This window comes from Pseudomonas sp. SMN11, from assembly GCF_052041945.1.
In the GTDB taxonomy this organism is placed as follows: Bacteria; Pseudomonadota; Gammaproteobacteria; order Pseudomonadales; family Pseudomonadaceae; genus Aquipseudomonas.
The window spans coordinates 78,930-96,740 of sequence record NZ_JBKGGW010000022.1 but is presented as its reverse complement, the minus strand read 5'-3'; the positions used below and the strand labels follow the sequence as shown (position 1 = coordinate 96,740).

16 protein-coding genes, 1 tRNA gene and 1 pseudogene are annotated in these 17,811 nt (G+C 63.6%); 10 read left to right on the top strand and 8 right to left on the bottom strand.

Translation table 11 applies throughout. The annotated features are described in order from the left end of the window. Positions 1 to 388: 388 nt before the first annotated feature. Together tusA and pdxB are read left to right on the top strand one after the other, a co-directional pair. Positions 389 to 631, top strand: a complete 243-nt coding sequence (gene tusA, locus ACLEJU_RS18455) for a sulfurtransferase TusA (protein WP_027919534.1) — start codon at positions 389 to 391, stop codon at positions 629 to 631. 60 nt (positions 632 to 691) lie between these two features. Continuing rightward, positions 692 to 1,834 carry a 4-phosphoerythronate dehydrogenase PdxB gene (gene pdxB, locus ACLEJU_RS18450; RefSeq protein ID WP_435425685.1) on the top strand — a complete coding sequence of 381 codons (1,143 nt, stop codon included), beginning with the start codon at positions 692 to 694 and terminating at the stop codon, positions 1,832 to 1,834. 153 nt (positions 1,835 to 1,987) lie between these two features. Here the strand turns inward: pdxB and ACLEJU_RS18445 are convergent, their stop codons facing one another. Further along, the gene (locus ACLEJU_RS18445; protein ID WP_422764137.1) at positions 1,988 to 2,161 is read right to left on the bottom strand and encodes a PA1571 family protein; all 174 of its coding nucleotides are present in this window, start codon (positions 2,159 to 2,161) and stop codon (positions 1,988 to 1,990) included. A 205-nt stretch (positions 2,162 to 2,366) separates the two neighbouring features. Here ACLEJU_RS18445 and ACLEJU_RS18440 point away from each other — a divergent pair, with 205 nt between their 5' ends. The 4 genes and pseudogenes from ACLEJU_RS18440 (at position 2,367) to mqo (ending at position 7,790) form a co-directional block, all read left to right on the top strand. After that, the gene (locus ACLEJU_RS18440; RefSeq protein WP_435425294.1) at positions 2,367 to 4,130 is read left to right on the top strand and encodes an ABC transporter transmembrane domain-containing protein; all 1,764 of its coding nucleotides are present in this window, start codon (positions 2,367 to 2,369) and stop codon (positions 4,128 to 4,130) included. A 189-nt stretch (positions 4,131 to 4,319) separates the two neighbouring features. Further along, positions 4,320 to 5,003: pseudogene (locus ACLEJU_RS18435) on the top strand (methyl-accepting chemotaxis protein); the annotation flags it as partial. A 165-nt stretch (positions 5,004 to 5,168) separates the two neighbouring features. Beyond that, positions 5,169 to 5,936, top strand: coding sequence for a methyl-accepting chemotaxis protein (locus tag ACLEJU_RS18430; RefSeq protein ID WP_440776733.1), 768 nt, complete (start codon positions 5,169 to 5,171; stop codon positions 5,934 to 5,936). 270 nt (positions 5,937 to 6,206) lie between these two features. Further along, positions 6,207 to 7,790 carry a malate dehydrogenase (quinone) gene (gene mqo / locus ACLEJU_RS18425; protein WP_435425295.1) on the top strand — a complete coding sequence of 528 codons (1,584 nt, stop codon included), beginning with the start codon at positions 6,207 to 6,209 and terminating at the stop codon, positions 7,788 to 7,790. A gap of 52 nt (positions 7,791 to 7,842) precedes the next feature. Here mqo and ACLEJU_RS18420 read toward each other — a convergent pair. After that, positions 7,843 to 7,919, bottom strand: a tRNA-Pro gene (locus tag ACLEJU_RS18420). A gap of 79 nt (positions 7,920 to 7,998) precedes the next feature. Continuing rightward, on the bottom strand, positions 7,999 to 8,220 hold the full coding sequence (locus ACLEJU_RS18415) for a YgdI/YgdR family lipoprotein (RefSeq protein WP_027596642.1): 222 nt from the start codon (positions 8,218 to 8,220) through the stop codon (positions 7,999 to 8,001). 168 nt (positions 8,221 to 8,388) lie between these two features. Between ACLEJU_RS18415 and moaB the strand changes: the two genes are divergently transcribed. After that, positions 8,389 to 8,928: a molybdenum cofactor biosynthesis protein B gene (gene moaB / locus ACLEJU_RS18410; RefSeq protein WP_085674853.1), complete on the top strand. Its 540-nt coding sequence runs from the start codon at positions 8,389 to 8,391 to the stop codon at positions 8,926 to 8,928. Further along, on the top strand, positions 8,912 to 10,138 hold the full coding sequence (locus ACLEJU_RS18405; protein WP_435425296.1) for a molybdopterin molybdotransferase MoeA: 1,227 nt from the start codon (positions 8,912 to 8,914) through the stop codon (positions 10,136 to 10,138). The genes moaB and ACLEJU_RS18405 overlap by 17 nt, the downstream gene beginning before the upstream one ends. Here ACLEJU_RS18405 and ACLEJU_RS18400 read toward each other — a convergent pair. Together ACLEJU_RS18400 and ACLEJU_RS18395 are read right to left on the bottom strand one after the other, a co-directional pair. Further along, the gene (locus tag ACLEJU_RS18400; protein WP_435425297.1) at positions 10,127 to 11,374 is read right to left on the bottom strand and encodes a glycosyltransferase family 4 protein; all 1,248 of its coding nucleotides are present in this window, start codon (positions 11,372 to 11,374) and stop codon (positions 10,127 to 10,129) included. The two genes, ACLEJU_RS18405 and ACLEJU_RS18400, sit on opposite strands and share 12 nt — an antisense overlap. A 51-nt stretch (positions 11,375 to 11,425) precedes the next feature. After that, the gene (locus ACLEJU_RS18395; protein ID WP_435425298.1) at positions 11,426 to 12,880 is read right to left on the bottom strand and encodes a mannose-1-phosphate guanylyltransferase/mannose-6-phosphate isomerase; all 1,455 of its coding nucleotides are present in this window, start codon (positions 12,878 to 12,880) and stop codon (positions 11,426 to 11,428) included. A 308-nt stretch (positions 12,881 to 13,188) separates the two neighbouring features. On the opposite strand from ACLEJU_RS18395, the gene yegS reads away from it, so the two are divergent. After that, entirely contained in the window at positions 13,189 to 14,076 is an 888-nt protein-coding gene (gene yegS / locus ACLEJU_RS18390; RefSeq protein WP_435425299.1) for a lipid kinase YegS, read from the top strand. Here yegS and ACLEJU_RS18385 read toward each other — a convergent pair. From ACLEJU_RS18385 to ACLEJU_RS18375, 3 genes are all read right to left on the bottom strand, one after another. Further along, positions 14,060 to 14,719: a response regulator gene (locus ACLEJU_RS18385; RefSeq protein WP_435425300.1), complete on the bottom strand. Its 660-nt coding sequence runs from the start codon at positions 14,717 to 14,719 to the stop codon at positions 14,060 to 14,062. The genes yegS and ACLEJU_RS18385 overlap by 17 nt on opposite strands. After that, complete coding sequence (locus ACLEJU_RS18380; RefSeq protein ID WP_435425301.1) at positions 14,716 to 15,606, bottom strand: sensor histidine kinase; 891 nt, start codon at positions 15,604 to 15,606, stop codon at positions 14,716 to 14,718. The genes ACLEJU_RS18385 and ACLEJU_RS18380 overlap by 4 nt, the downstream gene beginning before the upstream one ends. Positions 15,607 to 15,994: 388 nt before the next feature. Beyond that, entirely contained in the window at positions 15,995 to 16,504 is a 510-nt protein-coding gene (locus ACLEJU_RS18375) for a histidine kinase (RefSeq protein WP_435425302.1), read from the bottom strand. Between the two features lie 350 nt (positions 16,505 to 16,854). Here ACLEJU_RS18375 and ACLEJU_RS18370 point away from each other — a divergent pair, with 350 nt between their 5' ends. Next, positions 16,855 to 17,790, top strand: coding sequence for a chemotaxis protein CheV (locus ACLEJU_RS18370; protein WP_435425303.1), 936 nt, complete (start codon positions 16,855 to 16,857; stop codon positions 17,788 to 17,790). Positions 17,791 to 17,811: the final 21 nt, after the last annotated feature.

Below are 17,811 nucleotides of genomic sequence, written 5' to 3'. Positions count from 1 at the left end.
CCCCCCCCCCCCCCCCCCCCCCCCCCCCCCCCCCCCCCAGGCCCACCAAAAAACGCTGGCTCCCATCATCCGGCCCCTACGCTGCGCTCCGTGGTTCCCTCGCTCCGGCCTTGCTCCCGGGAGGACCGCGCTGAACGGCCCATCCTGGGCCGCAGCGCTTGACGGGCATCCATGCCCGTCACCTCCCTCCGCAAGACCTGCGCTCGGCCTCCTGAAGTCGCATTCGGCGTTTGCTGAACTACCGCGCGCTTAGAAGCAAAAGCAGAGCAAGAGCAGAGCAAGAGCAAGAGCAAGAGCAAGAGCAGGGGAGTCAGAAATGGCCCTCATGAATGGCTATTGGTCCTGGTGGCGCGATGCGCCACAATAGCGATCATTTGCGGAGCCCCCCATGACTGATTTCACCCCCGATGCCATCCTCGACGCCACCGGCCTGAATTGCCCGGAACCGGTGATGATGCTGCATCAGCACGTACGAAACCTGGCCGCTGGCGGCCTGCTCAAGGTCATCGCCACCGACCCGTCGACCCGCCGTGACATCCCCAAGTTCTGCAACTTCCTCGGCCACGAATTGCTGCAGCAGCAGGAAGAAGCCGGTACCTACCTGTACTGGATCCGCAAGAAAGCCGACTGAACCGCGCTGGAACACACCTCGCGTAGCGCCTACACTGCGCTCCCCAGACAGGAGAGCGCCATGCTGATAGTTGCCGACGAGAATATCCCGCTGCTCGATGCCTTCTTCGAAGGCTTCGGCGAGATCCGCCGTTATCCCGGCCGCAGCCTCGACGCCGCCAGCGTCAAGGACGCCGATGTGCTGCTGGTGCGCTCGGTGACCAAGGTTGACCGGAAACTGCTCGAAGGCAGCAAGGTGCGCTTCGTCGGCACCTGCACCATCGGCACCGACCACCTGGACCTGGACTACTTCGCCGAAGCCCGCATCCACTGGAGCAGCGCGCCGGGCTGCAATGCCCGTGGCGTGGTCGATTACGTGCTGGGCAGCCTGCTGACCTTGGCCGACCTGGACGGCGTGGCACTGCCACAACGCACCTACGGTGTGGTGGGCGCTGGCGAAGTCGGTGGCCGCCTGGTGCGTGTGCTGCACGGCCTGGGCTGGAAGGTGCTGGTCTGCGACCCGCTGCGCCAGGCCGCCGAGGGCGGCGACTTCGTCAGCCTGGCGACGATCCTTGAACAGTGCGACGTGATCAGCCTGCACACCCCGCTGCAGCGTGGCGGTGAGCATCCGACCTGGCACCTGCTCGGCGAAGCGCAGCTGGCGCAACTGCGCCCCGGTGTCTGGCTGATCAACGCCAGCCGCGGGCCGGTGGTGGACAACGCGGCGCTGCGTGAGCTGCTGCTGGATCGTGAAGACGTGCACGCGGTGCTCGATGTCTGGGAAGGCGAGCCGCAGGTCGACCTGCAATTGGCAGACCTGTGCACCCTGGCCACGCCGCACATTGCCGGATACAGCCTGGATGGCCGCCAGCGTGGTACCGCGCAGATCTATCAAGCCTTGTGCCGCTACCTGGGCGAAGCCGAAAGCGTGCAGCTGGCCGATTTGCTGCCGCCGCCGCCGTTGGCGCAGATCGAGCTGGACGGCACGGCGGAGCCTGCCTGGACTCTGGCAGCGCTGTGCCGGGCGGTGTATGACCCACGGCGGGATGATGCCGATTTCCGTCGCAGCCTGAGTGACGATGTAGCCGAGCAGCGGGCGGCGTTCGACCAGTTGCGCAAGCAGTATCCGCCACGGCGGGAGATCGAAGGGTTGGCAGTGCGCGTGAGGGGCGAGGCGCCGCAGTTGACGCAGATGGTCAATGCCCTGGGCGGCGTGTTGGCCTGATTGCTGTGTAATCTGTACCGGCCTCTTCGCGGGACAAGCCCGCTCCTACAGGAGATCGTGAGTGTCTGTAGGAGCGGGCTTGTCCCGCGAAGAGGCCAGTACAGGTAAAAACAAAAAACCCGGCATATAGCCGGGTTTCAAAGCATTCGTGCTTCAGCCGTGGCGTACTTTCTTCACGCGGCTGTCTTCCAGGTCCTTGCAGGCCTGCTGGATCATCTGCTCGGTGATCTCGATCTCGCGGCCCTGGGCGTCGATGATCGAACCACAGGCCTTGGGTTGTGGTTTGTTCTGAGGTTTCACGGTGTCGCTGCCATGTTGCAAGCTCATTGAATATCTCCTCATCAGGTTCAGGCTCAGGTTAAACCTGCGCCGTGACTGGCCTGTTACAAAAGTTATCGTGTGCAGCAAGGCCTGCACAGTCCAGCAGAAAGCGCGGCAAAGCTCCAGAGGCCTGTTAGAACGATGGGTTATAGGCACGCCCAACGTCGATGAATGGTAGTCTTCAATTTTTCTGCTTTCCCTGGTTCACCTCATGCCCGACTCGGCTTCTTCCCGCCAGCGCCGTGCCCTGCGCCTGGCTTGGCAGTTCATGCGTCCGTACCGTCGCCAGGCCGTGCTGGCCTTGCTGGCGCTGGTCGTCACCGCCGGCATTACCCTGTCCATGGGCCAGGGTATCCGACTGCTGGTCGATCAGGGTTTCATGACCCGCTCAGCGCACCAGTTGAACCAGACCATCGGCCTGTTCCTGGTGCTGGTGCTGGCTTTGGCGGCAGGCACGTTCAGCCGCTTCTACCTGGTGTCGTGGATCGGCGAGCGCTGTGTTGCCGACATCCGCCGCGCGGTCTTCGACCACTTGGTGGGCCTGCACCCGGGCTTTTTCGAGGACAACCGCAGTTCCGAGATCCAGTCACGGCTGACCGCCGACACGACCTTGCTGCAATCGGTGATCGGTTCGTCGCTGTCGATGTTCCTGCGCAATGCACTGATGGTGATCGGTGGCGTGGTGCTGCTGTTCATCACCAACCCCAAGCTCACCAGCATCGTGGTGGTGGCATTGCCGCTGGTGTTGGCGCCGATCCTGCTGTTTGGCCGGCGGGTGCGCAGCCTGTCGCGGCAGAGCCAGGATCGGGTGGCCGATGTCGGCAGCTATGTGGCCGAGACCCTGGGGCAGATCAAGACCGTGCAGGCCTACAACCACCAGGCACGTGACCGCGAGTTGTTCGCCGGTACGGTGGAGGCTGCGTTTAATGTGGCCCGGCAACGTATCGCCCAGCGTGCCTGGCTGATCACCCTGGTGATCGTGCTGGTGCTGGGCGCGGTTGGCGTCATGCTGTGGGTGGGCGGCATGGATGTGATCGCCGGGCGCATTTCTGCAGGGGAGCTGGCAGCGTTCGTGTTCTACAGCCTGATCGTCGGCAGCGCCTTTGGCACCCTGAGTGAAGTGATCGGTGAGTTGCAGCGCGCCGCCGGGGCCGCCGAGCGCATCGCCGAGCTGCTGGCGGCGAGCAGCACGATCCTGGCGCCAGAGCGCCCCGTGACGCTGGCGCAGCAGCGTGCCAGTGGGCGCATCGAACTGCAGCAGCTGACCTTCGCCTATCCCTCGCGGCCATCGGTGGCGGCCATCGACCACCTCAGCCTGACCATCGAACCAGGCCAGACCGTGGCCTTGGTGGGGCCGTCTGGGGCGGGCAAGTCGACCTTGTTCGACCTGCTCTTGCGCTTCTACGATCCGCAGCAGGGGGGCATCCTGCTCGATGGCCAGCCGATCACGGCGCTGGAGCCCGACGACCTGCGCCGCCAGTTCGCCCTGGTGGCGCAGAACCCTTCACTGTTCCGCGGCACGGTCGAGGCCAACATCCGCTACGGTCGGCCCGAGGCGACCCTGGCCGACGTCGAGGCGGCAGCCCACGGCGCTCACGCCGACGAATTCATCCGCCAACTGCCTCAGGGTTACCAGACGCCGCTGGGCGAGGGCGGCGTTGGCCTTTCCGGTGGCCAGAAGCAGCGCCTGGCAATCGCCCGGGCGCTGCTGGTGGATGCGCCGATCCTGCTGCTCGACGAAGCCACCAGCGCCCTCGATGCGCAGAGCGAGCACCTGATCCAGCAGGCCCTGCCGAGCCTGATGGCCGGGCGTACCACGCTGGTCATCGCGCACCGCCTGGCCACGGTGCAGCACGCCGACCGCATCGCGGTGATCGACAAGGGGTGTGTGGTCGCGGTCGGCACGCACCGACAGCTGATCGAAGAAAGCCCGCTGTACGCTCGGCTGGCCGAGCTGCAGTTCACCACAAGCTAAGCGTCGTACAGTTGTAACATTTCTGAAGCAATTGCCTGAGACTATTGAATTCAACTGTTGCGTAAGTGCTCGACCTGGCTGCTATCGATCGATGGCAGCTTTTTTTTGGCCTGCGAACGAGGACAAGGATGTCTGTCGCGGCGCTGCTCCGGCGCGCCGTTTCCTTATTCCTTGTTCCCGAGATCCGCGATGTTGCGTAAATCACTCCAAGTGCAAATTCTCACCCTGCTGGGCGGTAGCCTGGCGGCGATGCTGCTGATCGCCCTGGTGTGCTTCCAGTTCCTGTCCTCCAGCGTGCGTGGCTATGGCGAACTGGTGGACGGGCCGCTGCGGGCATCGCAATTGATCGATGAAGCCAACCTGCAGTTCAAGATCCAGGTGCAGGAATGGAAGAACGTGCTGCTGCGTGGCCGCCAACCGGCCGAGCTGGATAAGTACTGGCAGCAGTTCCAGGCCCGCGAGCAGCAGGTTCAACAACTGCTTGGGGAACTGATCGACAGCAGCGATGCCAAGCTCAAGGCACCGCTGCAGCAACTGCGTGACAGCCACCGCCAGCTCGGCCAGGCCTACGCACAAGGGCGTCAGGCATTTCTGGCGGCCGGTGGCGACCCGGTAGCCGGTGACCAGGCGGTGAAGGGCGTGGACCGGGCGGCCAGCGAGCAGATGAGCGCGCTGGTCGAGCAGCTGCGCGCCGAAGCCCGTGGCCGTGCCGCCGAGATCAATGCCGGTGCCGAACGCACCGTGTGGCTGGGCGTGCTGGTGATGCTCGGGTCGGCATTGCTGGTCGGCCTGCTCAGCCTGTGGCTGCTCAACCGCAACCTGATCGAGCCGATCCGCCAACTGATCGAATACGTGGCGCAACTTAGCCAGGGCCACTTCGCCGCCCGCGTCGACAGCCGTCGCGAGGACGAACTGGGCCGTCTGGCGCGTGCTGCCAATACCCTGCGCGACTTCCTCGCCGAGACTGTTGGCCGCCTCAAGGACAACGCCCAGGAGCTGGAAGGCGCCAGTGGCCAGTTGCGCAACATTGCCGGTGACATGGCCCGTGGTACCCACGACCAGTTCCAGCGCACCGATCAAGTGGCCACGGCCATGCACGAGATGTCTGCCACCGCCCAGGAAGTGGCCCGCCACGCCGCCGAGGCCGCACGTGCTGCCGACGACGCCGACCACAGCGCCCAGGCGGGCGAACAGGTGATGCAGCAGACCATCGACACCATTGGCGTGGTCAACCGCGAGATCGCCGGCACCGCTGCGGTGATCCGCGACCTGGAAAATGACAGCTCCCGCATTGGCAAGGTGCTGGAAGTGATCCGTGGCATTGCCGAGCAGACCAACCTGCTGGCGCTCAATGCTGCCATCGAAGCGGCCCGTGCGGGTGAGGCCGGGCGTGGCTTTGCCGTGGTCGCCGATGAGGTGCGCAGCCTGGCCCAGCGCACGGCGGCATCGATCGCCGAGATTCACCAGATCATCGAAGCCGTGCAGTCCGGCGCAGTGGAAGCGGTCAAGGCCATCGAGAGCGGCCAGCAGCGCAGCGAGGAGGGCGCCGAGCAGGTGCAGCTGGCCGGGCAGATGCTGCAACGGATCACCCTGGCGGTGGAGGCGATACGCGACATGAACCGGCAGATCGCCACTGCGGCCGAAGAGCAGACCAGCGTGGCCGAAGACATTTCGCGCAACCTGATCGAAATCACCCGGATCGCCACCGCCAATCAGGAGGCGGTGCAGCACACCGAGCAGGCGGGGCAGCGCCTGCATGGGCTGTCGGGCCAGTTGGGTGAGGTCACCTCGCGGCTTAACGCCTGATGGATTGCTGGGGCCGCTTCGCGACCCTTTCGCGACACAAGGCCGCTCCTACAGGGGATCGCATATTCCTGTAGGAGCGGCCTTGTGTCGCGAAAGGGGTGCGAAGCGCCCCCAGGGGGAAACCCGCCATCGAGCAGGAAAAAACCGTTTTCCCTGTGGCGGAATGTCGCCATGCGACCCGCTGTCACACCCGTATTCATTGGCCCTGATCCAGTTGGCACGCTCCCTGCTCAGTGCGGCGCGCGTGTACACAACAACTGGACAACATCAATGAAGAAATTCCTGCTGACGTTCCTCTGCTTGGGCGTCATCGGCTGCTCCAAACCCGAAGAGCCTGCGAAGACCGTCGATGTGCTGCTGATTGGCGGCGGCATCATGAGCGCGAGCCTGGGCACCTACCTCACCGAGCTGGAGCCGAACTGGAAGGTCGGCGTCTATGAGCGCATGGACCAGGTCGCCGAGGAGAGCTCCAACGCCTGGAACAACGCCGGCACCGGCCATTCGGCGTTCTGCGAGCTGAACTACACCAGCGAAGGCAAGGACGGCAGCATCGACATCAGCAAGGCTGTCGGGGTCAACGAGCAGTTCGAGATCTCCAAGCAGTTCTGGGCCTACCAGGTCGAGCAGGGTGTGCTCAGCAACCCGAAGTCGTTCATCAACAATGTGCCGCACATGAGCTTCGTCTGGGGTGACGAGAACATCGCCTTCCTGCACAAGCGCGTTGCTGCCTTGCAGCACAGCTCGTTGTTCCGTGGCATGGAGATCAGCGAAGACCACGAGCAGATCCGCAAGTGGGTGCCGCTGGTGATGGAAGGGCGTGACCCGCAACAGCGGGTGGCCGCCACGCGCATGGCCATCGGTACCGACGTGAACTTCGGCGAGATCACCCGCCAGCTGTTTGCCTCGATGACCCGTAATCCCAACGTCACGCTGCACTTGAGCCATGAAGTGCGCGATATCGTGCGCAATGCCGATGGCACCTGGAAAGTGGTGGTGGCTGATCTTGCTCAGGGTGGCAAGGAGGCCAGCGTCAATGCCCGCTTCGTGTTCATCGGGGCCGGTGGTGGCGCGCTGAAGCTGCTGCAGAAGTCGGGCATCCCTGAGGCGGACGGTTATGCAGGCTTCCCGGTCGGCGGCCAGTTCCTGATGACCGACAACCCGGACATCGTCGCCCGGCACACGGCAAAGCTGTATGGCAAGGCTTCGGTCGGGGCGCCACCGATGTCGGTACCCCACCTGGACACGCGGGTGATCGATGGCCAGGAAGTGCTGCTGTTTGGCCCGTTCGCGACTTTCTCCACCAAGTACCTCAAGCACGGATCGTTGCTGGACATGTTCGCCTCGCTGACCAGCCACAATATCCTGCCGATGGTGAACGCCGGGATCGATAACTTCGACCTCAGCACCTACCTGATGGGCCAGCTGATGCTCAGCTTCGACGACCGCATGCAGGCCCTGCGCGAGTACTTCCCCAATGCCAGGAACGAGGACTGGAAGCTGCTGCAGGCTGGCCAGCGCGTGCAGGTGATCAAGAAGGACCCGGTACTCGGTGGCATCCTGCAGTTCGGTACCGAAGTGGTGGCCGCACAGGATGGCAGCATCGCCGCGCTGCTGGGGGCTTCGCCGGGCGCCTCGACGGCCGCGCCGATCATGCTCACGGTGCTGGAGAAAACCTTCAAGGACCGCATCAAGACGCCGGAATGGCAGGCGCGCCTGAAGGCCATCGTGCCGAGCTATGGGCAGAAGCTGAACAACGACATCGAGCTGACCAACCGCATCCGTGAGTGGAGCAGCTCGCGTCTGCAGTTGCTGTATGTGCCGGTGCAGGCGGAGCAGGTGACAGCGGTCAACTGATTTCCGAGGTACAACAAAAAGCCCGCGCAAGGCGGGCTTTTTGCCGAGATTCTGGTCGGAGAGACAGGATTCGAACCTGCGGCCTTCTCGTCCCGAACGAGACGCGCTACCTGGCTGCGCTACACTCCGATGACCAAAATCCTACTGCATAGCATTTTTGGCGGCAAGCCCTTGCTGTTGAAAGGGCTTATCCGCCAGAACACCCGGGTCAGAGCTCCTTGACGGTGCGGATCTGGTCCTTGTTCAGGCGCGTGCGCTTGCCGTCCAGCTGTTCGAATTCGTAGAAACCGGAGTCCTCGTCAAAGGAGGGGGTATCCACTGCCTGGATTTCGCGGCCGTCGTTCAGGGTGATCACGGTCGGCGATGCGCAGCCGGCGAGGGCGCCAAGGCCCAGGGCGAGCAGAAAGGCGGGAAGGGTCCGTTGAATCATCGTGTTTCTCCAGTGCGATGGTGCAAGATGACTTTATGACGCAGGGCGTCCACGCAAGTTCCTTTTACATTCCAGCATAGCCGCATGCCTGGGATATTGACCTGTGACGGCCTGCACGGCCGCCTGTGATATAACTGCGCCCATCCCCTTTCCCTGCGACGGACCCCCATGAAAGCCAAGGCAGATACCCCCTTCGTGGCGCTGAACATTGCCGTGCTCACGGTCAGCGACACCCGTACGTTTGAAACCGACACCTCCGGGCAGACCTTCGTCGACCGCCTCACCGCCGCTGGCCACACACTGGCCGCGCGCGTGCTGCTCAAGGACGATCTGTACAAGATCCGCGCCCAGGTCGCCACCTGGATCGCCGACGACAGCGTGCAGGTGGTGCTGATCACAGGTGGTACCGGTTTTACCGGCCGTGACAGCACGCCCGAAGCCGTAGCCTGCCTGCTGGACAAGCAGGTCGAGGGCTTCGGCGAACTGTTCCGGCAGATTTCCGTGGCTGATATCGGCACCTCCACCGTGCAATCGCGCGCGCTGGCCGGCTTGGCCAACGGCACCCTGGTGTGCTGCCTGCCGGGCTCGACCAATGCCGTGCGCACCGGTTGGGACGGCATCCTCGCCGAGCAGCTGGATGCCCGCCATCGGCCGTGCAATTTCGTCGCCCACCTGAAACAGGCAGCGGCCTGTGACAGCCGTGGCTGAGGCACCCGCTGCCCGGCCACTGATGCCGGTGGAAGAAGCCCTGGAGCGCCTGCTGACGCTGGCCGAGGCCGCGCCAATCACGGAAACCGAAAACGTCTCGCTGGGCGAGGCCGAAGGCCGCGTGCTGGCCACCGAGCTGGTGGCTACGCTCGACCTGCCGCCGTGGCCGAACAGTGCCATGGACGGTTATGCCTTGCGCCTGGCCGACCTGCAGGGTGAGCCTTTGCCGGTCAGCCAGCGGATCTTTGCAGGTCATGCTCCCGAGCCCCTGCAACCCGGCACCTGCGCCCGGATCTTCACCGGTGCGCCGATGCCGGCAGGTGCCGACTGTGTCGAGATGCAGGAAAACACCGAGGTGCTGGAAGATGGCCGGGTGCGCTTCCTCGAAGCGCCGACGCTTGACCAGAACGTTCGCCCGCAAGGCCAGGAAACCCGCAAGGGCGAGCAGGTGATGGTTGCTGGCACGCGGCTCGGGCCTATCGAACTGGGCCTGGCGGCAACCCTTGGCCATGCGCAGTTGCAGGTGGTGCGGCGGGTACGGGTGGCGGTGCTGTCCACTGGCGATGAGCTGGTCGAGCCTGGCCTGCCACTGGGCCCCGGGCAGATCTACAACAGTAACCGGCGCTTGCTGGTTAGCTGGCTGCAGCGGCTGGGCTGCGAAGTGCGCGACATGGGTATTCTCCCCGATGACCTGGAACGTACCCGCGAATGCCTGGGGGGCCTGGGCGATGTCGACCTGATCCTGTCCACTGGCGGCGTTTCCGTGGGCGAGGCCGACTACCTCGGCGCCGCACTGCGTGAAGCGGGCGAGCTGGCGTTGTGGAAGCTGGCGATCAAGCCTGGCAAGCCGCTGACCTTCGGGCATTACCGCGGTGTGCCGGTGATCGGCCTACCCGGCAACCCGGCGTCGACGCTGGTGACGTTCGGTCTGTTGACGCGGCCCTACCTGCTGCGCCGCCAGGGCGTGGCCGATGTCACGCCGCTGCGTTTCGATGTACCGGCCGGCTTCGAATGGACCAAGGCCGGTACCCGTCGCGAGTACCTGCGTGCGCGCATCGACAATGGCCAGGTGCGCATCTACAAGAACCAGAGCTCCGGAGTGCTGCGCAGCGCGGCCTGGGCCGAAGGGTTGGTGGAGGTGCGTGAGGGCAGCACGCCGAAGCCGGGCGACAGCGTGCCGTTCATACCGCTGAGCGAACTACTCGGCTGACCGACCGAGCCAGGCGCCACCGCCCTGGGTGGCGTCGGCCGTTGCCGACTGGGTGAGGCGCATGTGCACCGTTTCCAGTTGCTGGGCGGCTACGCTCCAGTCGTGGCGATTACGGGCAAACTGGCGGCCGGCCTCGCTCAATTGGCACATGCGCCACGGCTGGTTGAGCAATTGCGTGATCAGCAGCGCCAACTGGTCACCGTCGTCACTGCCCAGGTAGTGCTCGCCGTTGTTGGCGGAAAGGCCCGATACGCCTTTGCCGGTACTGATCACCGGCAGCCCGGCGGCCATGGCTTCGAGGATCTTTACCTTGGAGCCACCGGCATAGCGCAAGGGTGCAAAGAACAGTGCGGAACGGCGTTGCAGTTCGCGCAGGTCAGGGCGATAGCCGACCCACTCGATGCGTGGGTCGTTCCAGCGCAGTTTCCAGCTGATCGGCAGGGCATGCCCGGCGATGGCCAGGCGTACCGCCGGGTTGCTCATCCACACTTGGGGCAGGATTTCTTCCAGGGCCCATTCGATGGCCTCGACATTGGCGGCGTACTCGAAGTTGCCCACGAACAGCAGGCGCTGGCTGTGCAGAGCCGGGTGGACGTTTTGGTAGTAATCGCAATCGACGCCGTTGACCACCACATTGACCGGGCGGCCGCTGACCTGACTGATCAGTTCGGCATCATGCGGGCTAACCGCCACCACTTCGGTGGGCTGGCGCAGCACGCGCTGCTCCCAGCGCCGGTAGCGCCAACGGTCGAAGGCATTGAGCGGGCGCAGCCACAGCGGCAAGCGGTCATGGCAAGCGGCGCCGGTCACTGATTCCAGGTTGTGTTCGCTGAGCATGTAGGGCAGCTCGCGTGCCTGTAGCGCTTTTTCGAACGGCTGGAAGCTGTAGCTGTGTTCGATCTGGATGACGTCCCAGGGCTCGTCCAGCAGTTGCTCGAACTGGTGCCGCAAGCCAGGGGCCAGGCCGTTGATGATGGCCCGCATCGGGTAATCGATGATGGGCGAGGCGAGCAGGTTGAGCGGGCTGTGCAGTGGGCGCCGGGGCAGCACGATCAAGCGATCGAGCAAGGGTTCGAGGGCTTCGCGGGCGGCATCGCACAAGGGGATTTTCGACTGGACCAGCAAGGTGATCCGGTGGCCCTGCTGCGCCAGAGCGCGCAGCAGGTGATATTGCCGGGTCTTGCTGCCACTGGTGGTGGGCCAGGGCAGGTAAGGTAGAGTCCAGAGAATGCGCATTAACCGGAAACCTCGCTGAAGGCTGCGGACAAAAAAAGCGTCCGCCAGCCTTCAGCCGATGGCTGCCGCCGGGACGCGTCCATAAATATCAGTAAAGCGCACGATGTCATCTTCGCCCAGGTACTCGCCGCTCTGGACTTCGATCATCACCAGGTCGATGACGCCGGGGTTGGTCAGGCGGTGAGTGCGGCCGGGTTTGATGAAGGTCGACTCGTTGGTGTCGAGCAGAAACTCTTCTTCGCCGTTGGTCACGCAGGCCATGCCGCTGACGATGATCCAGTGCTCGCTGCGGTGATGGTGCATCTGCAGCGACAGCGATTCGCCAGGGCGCACCATGATCCGCTTGATCTTGAAACGCGGGCCTTCCTCGAGCACGGTGTACGTGCCCCACGGGCGGGTGACGGTGCGGTGCAGGCGGTAGGCTTCATGGCCCTGATGCTTGAGCTGCTGAGCAATCACCTTGACCTCCTGGCTGCGCGCGGCGTCGGCGATCAGCAAGGCATCGGGGGTATCGATGACGATCAGGTTGTCCAGGCCAACGGCGCCGACCAGGCGCTTTGGCGAATCGATGTAGCAGTTGGTCACGTCGTGCAGCACGGCTTCACCGTTGCAGTGGTTGCCGTCGTCGTCGGTGTGGCGCAGTTCGCGCACCGCCTCCCAGCTACCGATATCGCTCCAGCCCAGTTCGCAAGGCACCACGGCAACCTTCTCGGAACGCTCCATCAAGGCGTAGTCGATGGAGATGTTCTCGGCCAGGGCGAAGCTGTCTGGGTCCAGTTCCACCTGCAGTGCCTTGTTGCCCTCCTTGGTTGTGCTCTGCTCGAGGCAGCAGGTCACGCAGGCCAGCAGTTCCGGGGCATGCGCCTGCAGTTCGGCGAGTACGGTGCCTGCACGCAGGCAGAACATGCCGGCATTCCACAGGTGGCGGCCGCCTTCGAGGTAGTCGCGGGCGGTGAGCGCATCGGGTTTTTCCACGAAGCAGGCGACCTGATGCGCATGCTTGCCGATGGCCTCGCCTTGCTCGATGTAACCGAAGCCGGTTTCGGCGCGGCTGGGCAGCAGGCCGAAGGTCGCCAGCCAGCCCTCGTTGGCCAGCTGCCGGGCGTGCTCGACAGCGCTGGCGAAGGCCTCGGCGTCCTGGATCAGATGGTCGGCCGGCAATACCAGCAGCACGCTGTCGTGGCCGTAATGCCTGGCACAGTGCAGCGCGGCTGCAGCGATCGCGGGTGCGGTGTTACGGCCGTTGGTTTCCAGCAGGTAGTCGAGGGCGAGGTTGTCGGGATTGACCAGGCGGTACTCGTCCTGGGTGCGGAAGAACACTTCGCGGTTGGTCACCGTCAGGATCCGCTCGATGCCCGGTAGCGCCGCTGCGCGGCTGAAGGTTTTCTGCAGCAGGCTCTGGCCATCGGGCAAGCGCATGAAGGGTTTGGGCATGGCTTCGCGAGAAACCGGCCACAGGCGGGTGCCGGCACCGCCGGCAATGATGCAGGGGATCAGAACGCTCATTTCACAGCCTCGACTCATGGCGCTGGTTACAGCGCAGTGAAGGGGAACTTCGCGACCTGTCACGGTTTTGGCGGAAAAGTCAAAAAACCGACTTTCTGCTAAAGCTTCTTCCATGAAGGCCAAATTTTTGTCGATCATGCCCCCGATGAGAAATGCTTTCAATGATATTTATGTGAATCTGACAGTTTTTCTGCTCGACCCTGCGCTCGGTCAATGTGCGACCTAGAGCAGATTTTCCTGATCAGTGCAGCATTTCGGCTCTGTTTGTGGTCGAGATCAGGACCGAACGATCGCCACGGAGACACGCGATGCCACAGCGCAAGGCAATCTTGATCCTGCATGGCAAGCAGGCCATGAACGAAGCGGTACGCCAGGCGGTAGGCGCCATGCGCGAGCGTGGCTGGACGCTGGATGTGCGGGTGACCTGGGAAGGCGGCGATGCCCGGCGGCTGGTGGGTGAAGCGCTGGCGGCCGGTTACAGTCAGGTGATCGCTGGCGGCGGTGACGGTACCTTGCGCGATGTCGCCGAGGCCATGGGCCAGGCACGTAGCGAAGCCAGCCTGGCGCTGCTGCCGCTGGGAACCGCCAATGACTTCGCCAGGGCCGCCGGTATTTCGCTTGAGCCTGCCGAGGCCCTGGCATTGCTGGAGCTGCCGCCGCGGCCGATCGACCTGGGCCAGGTGGGCGACCAATTGTTCCTGAACATGGCCACGGGCGGTTTCGGCAGCCAGGTTACCGCCAGCACCTCTGAAGACCTGAAGAAAATGCTCGGCGCCGCGGCCTACCTGTTCACCGGGCTGTCGCGCTTCAGCGAGCTGCAGGCCGCCTCGGTCGAGCTGTCCGGGCCGGGCTTCGACTGGCAGGGCGATTTGCTGGCGCTGGGGATTGGCAATGGTCGCCAGGCCGGCGGCGGGCAAGTCTTGTGCCCGGAGGCGCAAGTCGATGATGGCCTGCTGGATATTGCCATCCTGCCGGCACCCCAGGAAATGGTCGGCGCATTGCGTGATTTGCTGGCGGGTGAGGGGTTGTTCGTGCGGGCGCGTTTGCCGTGGGTCGAGATCACCTGCTCGCAGGGGCTGGACATCAACCTCGACGGCGAGCCCCTGCAGGCCGACAGCCTGCGCTTTGCGGCTGTGCCGGGGGCGCTGCGCCTGCACTTGCCGCTGAACTCACCGCTGATCAGTCGTCCAGGCTGATGATCTTCTCGCGCACGGCAAACAGCACCAGGCCGGCCACGTCGTAGATCTGCAAGCGCTTCATGATCTGCGAGCGGTGGGTTTCCACGGTCTTGATCGACAGGCCCAGGCCGGCGGCGATTTCGCGGGTGGACTTGCCGCGCACGATCAGGCGCAGGATCTCCAGTTGCCGTGCGGTGAGGTTGTGGCGGTCGACGCCAGACGGCTTGCCGTGCTGCGCACGCATCAGTGCCTGGTTGATCACCGTATGGGCGATGGCCGGGCTGAGGTAGCGTTCGCCATTGCGCAAGGCGATCAGGGCCTGCTCCAGTTCGGTAGCGGTGGCATCCTTGAGCAGGTAACCGTGGGCGCCACTTTCCAGTGCCCGCATGATCAGGTCCGGGTCGGTATGCATGGACAGGATCAGCACCTTGCAGGTGTTGCCAGTGGCGCGCAGTTGGGTGAGGGCATCTAGGCCGCTGGTCGAGCGCATGGAAATGTCCAGCAGGACGATATCGGGCGCCAGTTGCTGAACGTGCTCGAGCAGCTGATCGCCGTCATCGGCTTCGCCGACCACGGTGTAGCCAGGGATGTCGGATACCAGGGCACGGACCCCGGCACGGATCAGCGAGTGGTCATCCACCAGCAGCAATCTACAGGTCATGATGAAGCGGTAGTCCTGGCGCGTTCATGGGTACGGGGTGGCCATGGGAACAGCACGTCGATGGTCGTGCCCAGGCCGAGCTGGCTGGTAATCGCCAGGCTGCCGTTGAGGGCTGTGGCGCGCTCCTGCATGCCGGCCATGCCGCGCTGGCCGGCCTCCGCCGGGTTGGCGGCAGGGAGAAAGCCCTGGCCGTCGTCCTGGATCGTCAGGGCAAGCCCTGCTGCGCTGCGTTGCAAGCGGATGGTCAGGTTACGAGCCCGGGCATGGCGCAGCATGTTGGTCACTGCCTCCTGGGTGATGCGAAACGCCGCCATGGCGACTTCTTCGGAGATTCCGCCCAGGCGCTGATGGCATTCCAGGCTCCAGTGTACGTCGGTGCTTTCCAGCGTGCGTACCAGGTGCGCCCGCAGGCTGGCTTCGAGGCCAAGGCTGGCCAGTTGCCGCGGGTTGAGGATGGCAGATACGTCGCGCACCTTGCACAGGGTGTCTTCGAGGGTGCTGCGCAAGCTGCCACAGTGCACCTGCAAGTCGTTTGGTACGCGGCGTTGCAACCATTCCAGCTGCATCTTGGCGGCGGTGAGCAGCTGGCCGATGTCGTCGTGCAGTTCTCGGCTCAGGTGCTGGCGCTCGCTTTCCTGGACCTTGAGCATGCGCCCGGCAAGCTCCGCCGGGCGCAGACTGATCGACTTGGCACCCTGGCTCAGGTGCCAGCAGACGCCAAGCGTGGCCACCAGTTGCAGGAGCAACAGACTGGCAGGCATGCCGTTCCCTCCGGCAAACAGGGCCAGGTTGGCCATCAGGGACACCACGCACAGCAATGCCGTCGCCCAGCGCAGCAAAGTGGTGCGTGAACGGCAGCGCAGAGATATCTTCAAGCGTGGGAACATAAAATTGACAAGCCACTGAAGTCTTGCTGATGGGGGCCGTGCACAGCTCTTGGCAGAGGCTTTGGCGTTGTGCTTGCAACAAATGGTGCGCGCGGCTTGAAGCGATACATGGGGAGCGACCGGCATTTGTTTGCGCGCATCTTAACACTTCGGTTCAATTTGGTCGCGGCTGGGTAATGCTTTGAAACCTCAGCATTTCCGGGCCTGGGAGAGGGGCTTGGCAAGTCTGCAAGACATCAAAGTGCCACTATTTGGGCAGGTGTTGACCGCCGCAAGTTCAACTTGTAAAAGACCGCTCAAGTGCAAGGGGCTGAACTAGTGAAGAGCATCACAAGTTTGGCCTCTTTTGCGCTTTCAAACCTGTGCTTAGTTGCGTCCGCCAAGCCGGCTAGTGGCGCAGCGCGGACCCGCTGGCTGGAGATCTGGCAGGCACCGTTGAATGCGGATGCACGCAGTCGTTGCCGTTATCGTTGCAAGACGCACACGTTTGCGGCAATGGCTGATTCAGGGCGGTTGCCAGTTCGCTCAGTAGCGTCACCTGTTCGCAGGTATCGAGGGCGAGCCGGCCGGTATGCAGGTCGACCAGTTCCAGTTGCCAGGCCAGCAAGGTCAGGCAGGCATTCAGCGTGGGCAGGGCTGCGTTGTCCAGGCACTGCTGTTGGCAGGCCGGGGCGAGCAGCTGGTGCAGGACGCTTGCATAGTGGGCAACTTCGAGCAGGCCCAAGGTGCCGGCGCGTCGGGCCAGGGTCTGGAGGGCATTGTTGAGGCATTGGCAGGCGTCCGGATCATTGCGGATCAGTTCCAGGTGCTGCAGGCATTCCTGGGACTGGGTCAACAAGACCTGGGCATCCAGCAGGAAGTCCTGCAGGGTGTCGGTGTTAGAGACGCTGCTATCCATCAAGACACTCCGGCGCGTTGGGCTGGAGCAGGGGATGGCCACGCCATGTCGATCGCTAGCAAAAGCCTGACTCCATTCATGCAGTGAGAATGGCGTCACATTAATGGCTAAAGGATATCGCGAACATCAGGTTGCACCTGATTGCTCCTAGGGGTTTCCCTGATGTCGCCTAGGGTGCGACAAGTTGCCCTGGAATGGATCCAAGCGGGTCGTATCGCAGTAAAGCATGATGCTAATGTGATATCAATTGTCCTGCAGAGCATTTTTTCGCAGGGGTCAAGATGCGCAGGGAAGCGCCGATATAGAACGGATCATTTCATATTTTTCGACACAACCCTGGGGGTTTTCCAATGGCTGGCATTCTCGACACGGTAGACCAACGCACGCAGCTGGTGGGTGAGAACCGTCTGGAAATCCTGATGTTCCGCCTGGCCGGTCGCCAGTTGTTCGCGATCAACGTGTTCAAGGTGCAGGAAGTGCTGCAGCTGCCCAAGCTGACCCTGATGCCGCAGCGCCACGCGTTCGTCTGTGGTGTGGTCAACCTGCGTGGGCAGACCTTGCCGGTGATCGATCTGTCCCAGGCAATCGGCATGCGCCCACTGCAGCCAGGGCCGGACAGCACCATCATCGTCACCGAGTACAACCGCTCGGTGCAGGCATTCCTGGTGGGTGGCGTCGATCGCATTGTCAACATGAACTGGGAAGCCATCATGCCGCCGCCTTCCAGCGCCGGGCGCCAGCATTACCTGACCGCTATCACCAAGGTGGACGACAAGCTGGTCGAAGTGATCGATGTCGAGAAGGTGCTGGCCGAGATCGTTCCCTATAACGCTCGGGTCTCCGGCGACAAGCTGGCCGACCCGGTACTGGCGCGTGCGCGTGGCCGCGAAGTGCTGCTGGTGGATGACTCCAGCGTGGCGCTGGCGCAGCTGCGCGATACCCTGTCGCAACTTGGGGTGAAGCTGCATGTGGCCAGTGATGGCCTGAGGGCCCTGCGCCTGCTCAAGGGCTGGGCGGATGCCGGGGAGGATGTCTGCGAGAAACTGTTGATGGTCTTCACCGATGCGGAAATGCCGGAGATGGACGGCTATCGGCTGACCACCGAGATTCGCAGCGATGCGCGCCTGCGCAAGCTCTACGTGGTGCTGCACACCTCCTTGTCGGGCAGCTTCAACGAATCGATGGTGAAAAAGGTCGGTTGCGACAATTTCCTCTCCAAGTTCCAGCCTGATCGCCTGGTCGATGTGGTCAAGCAGCGCCTGCTGCTGGATACCAGCAACGCGTGATCCTGCTGCCAGCCAGGTATA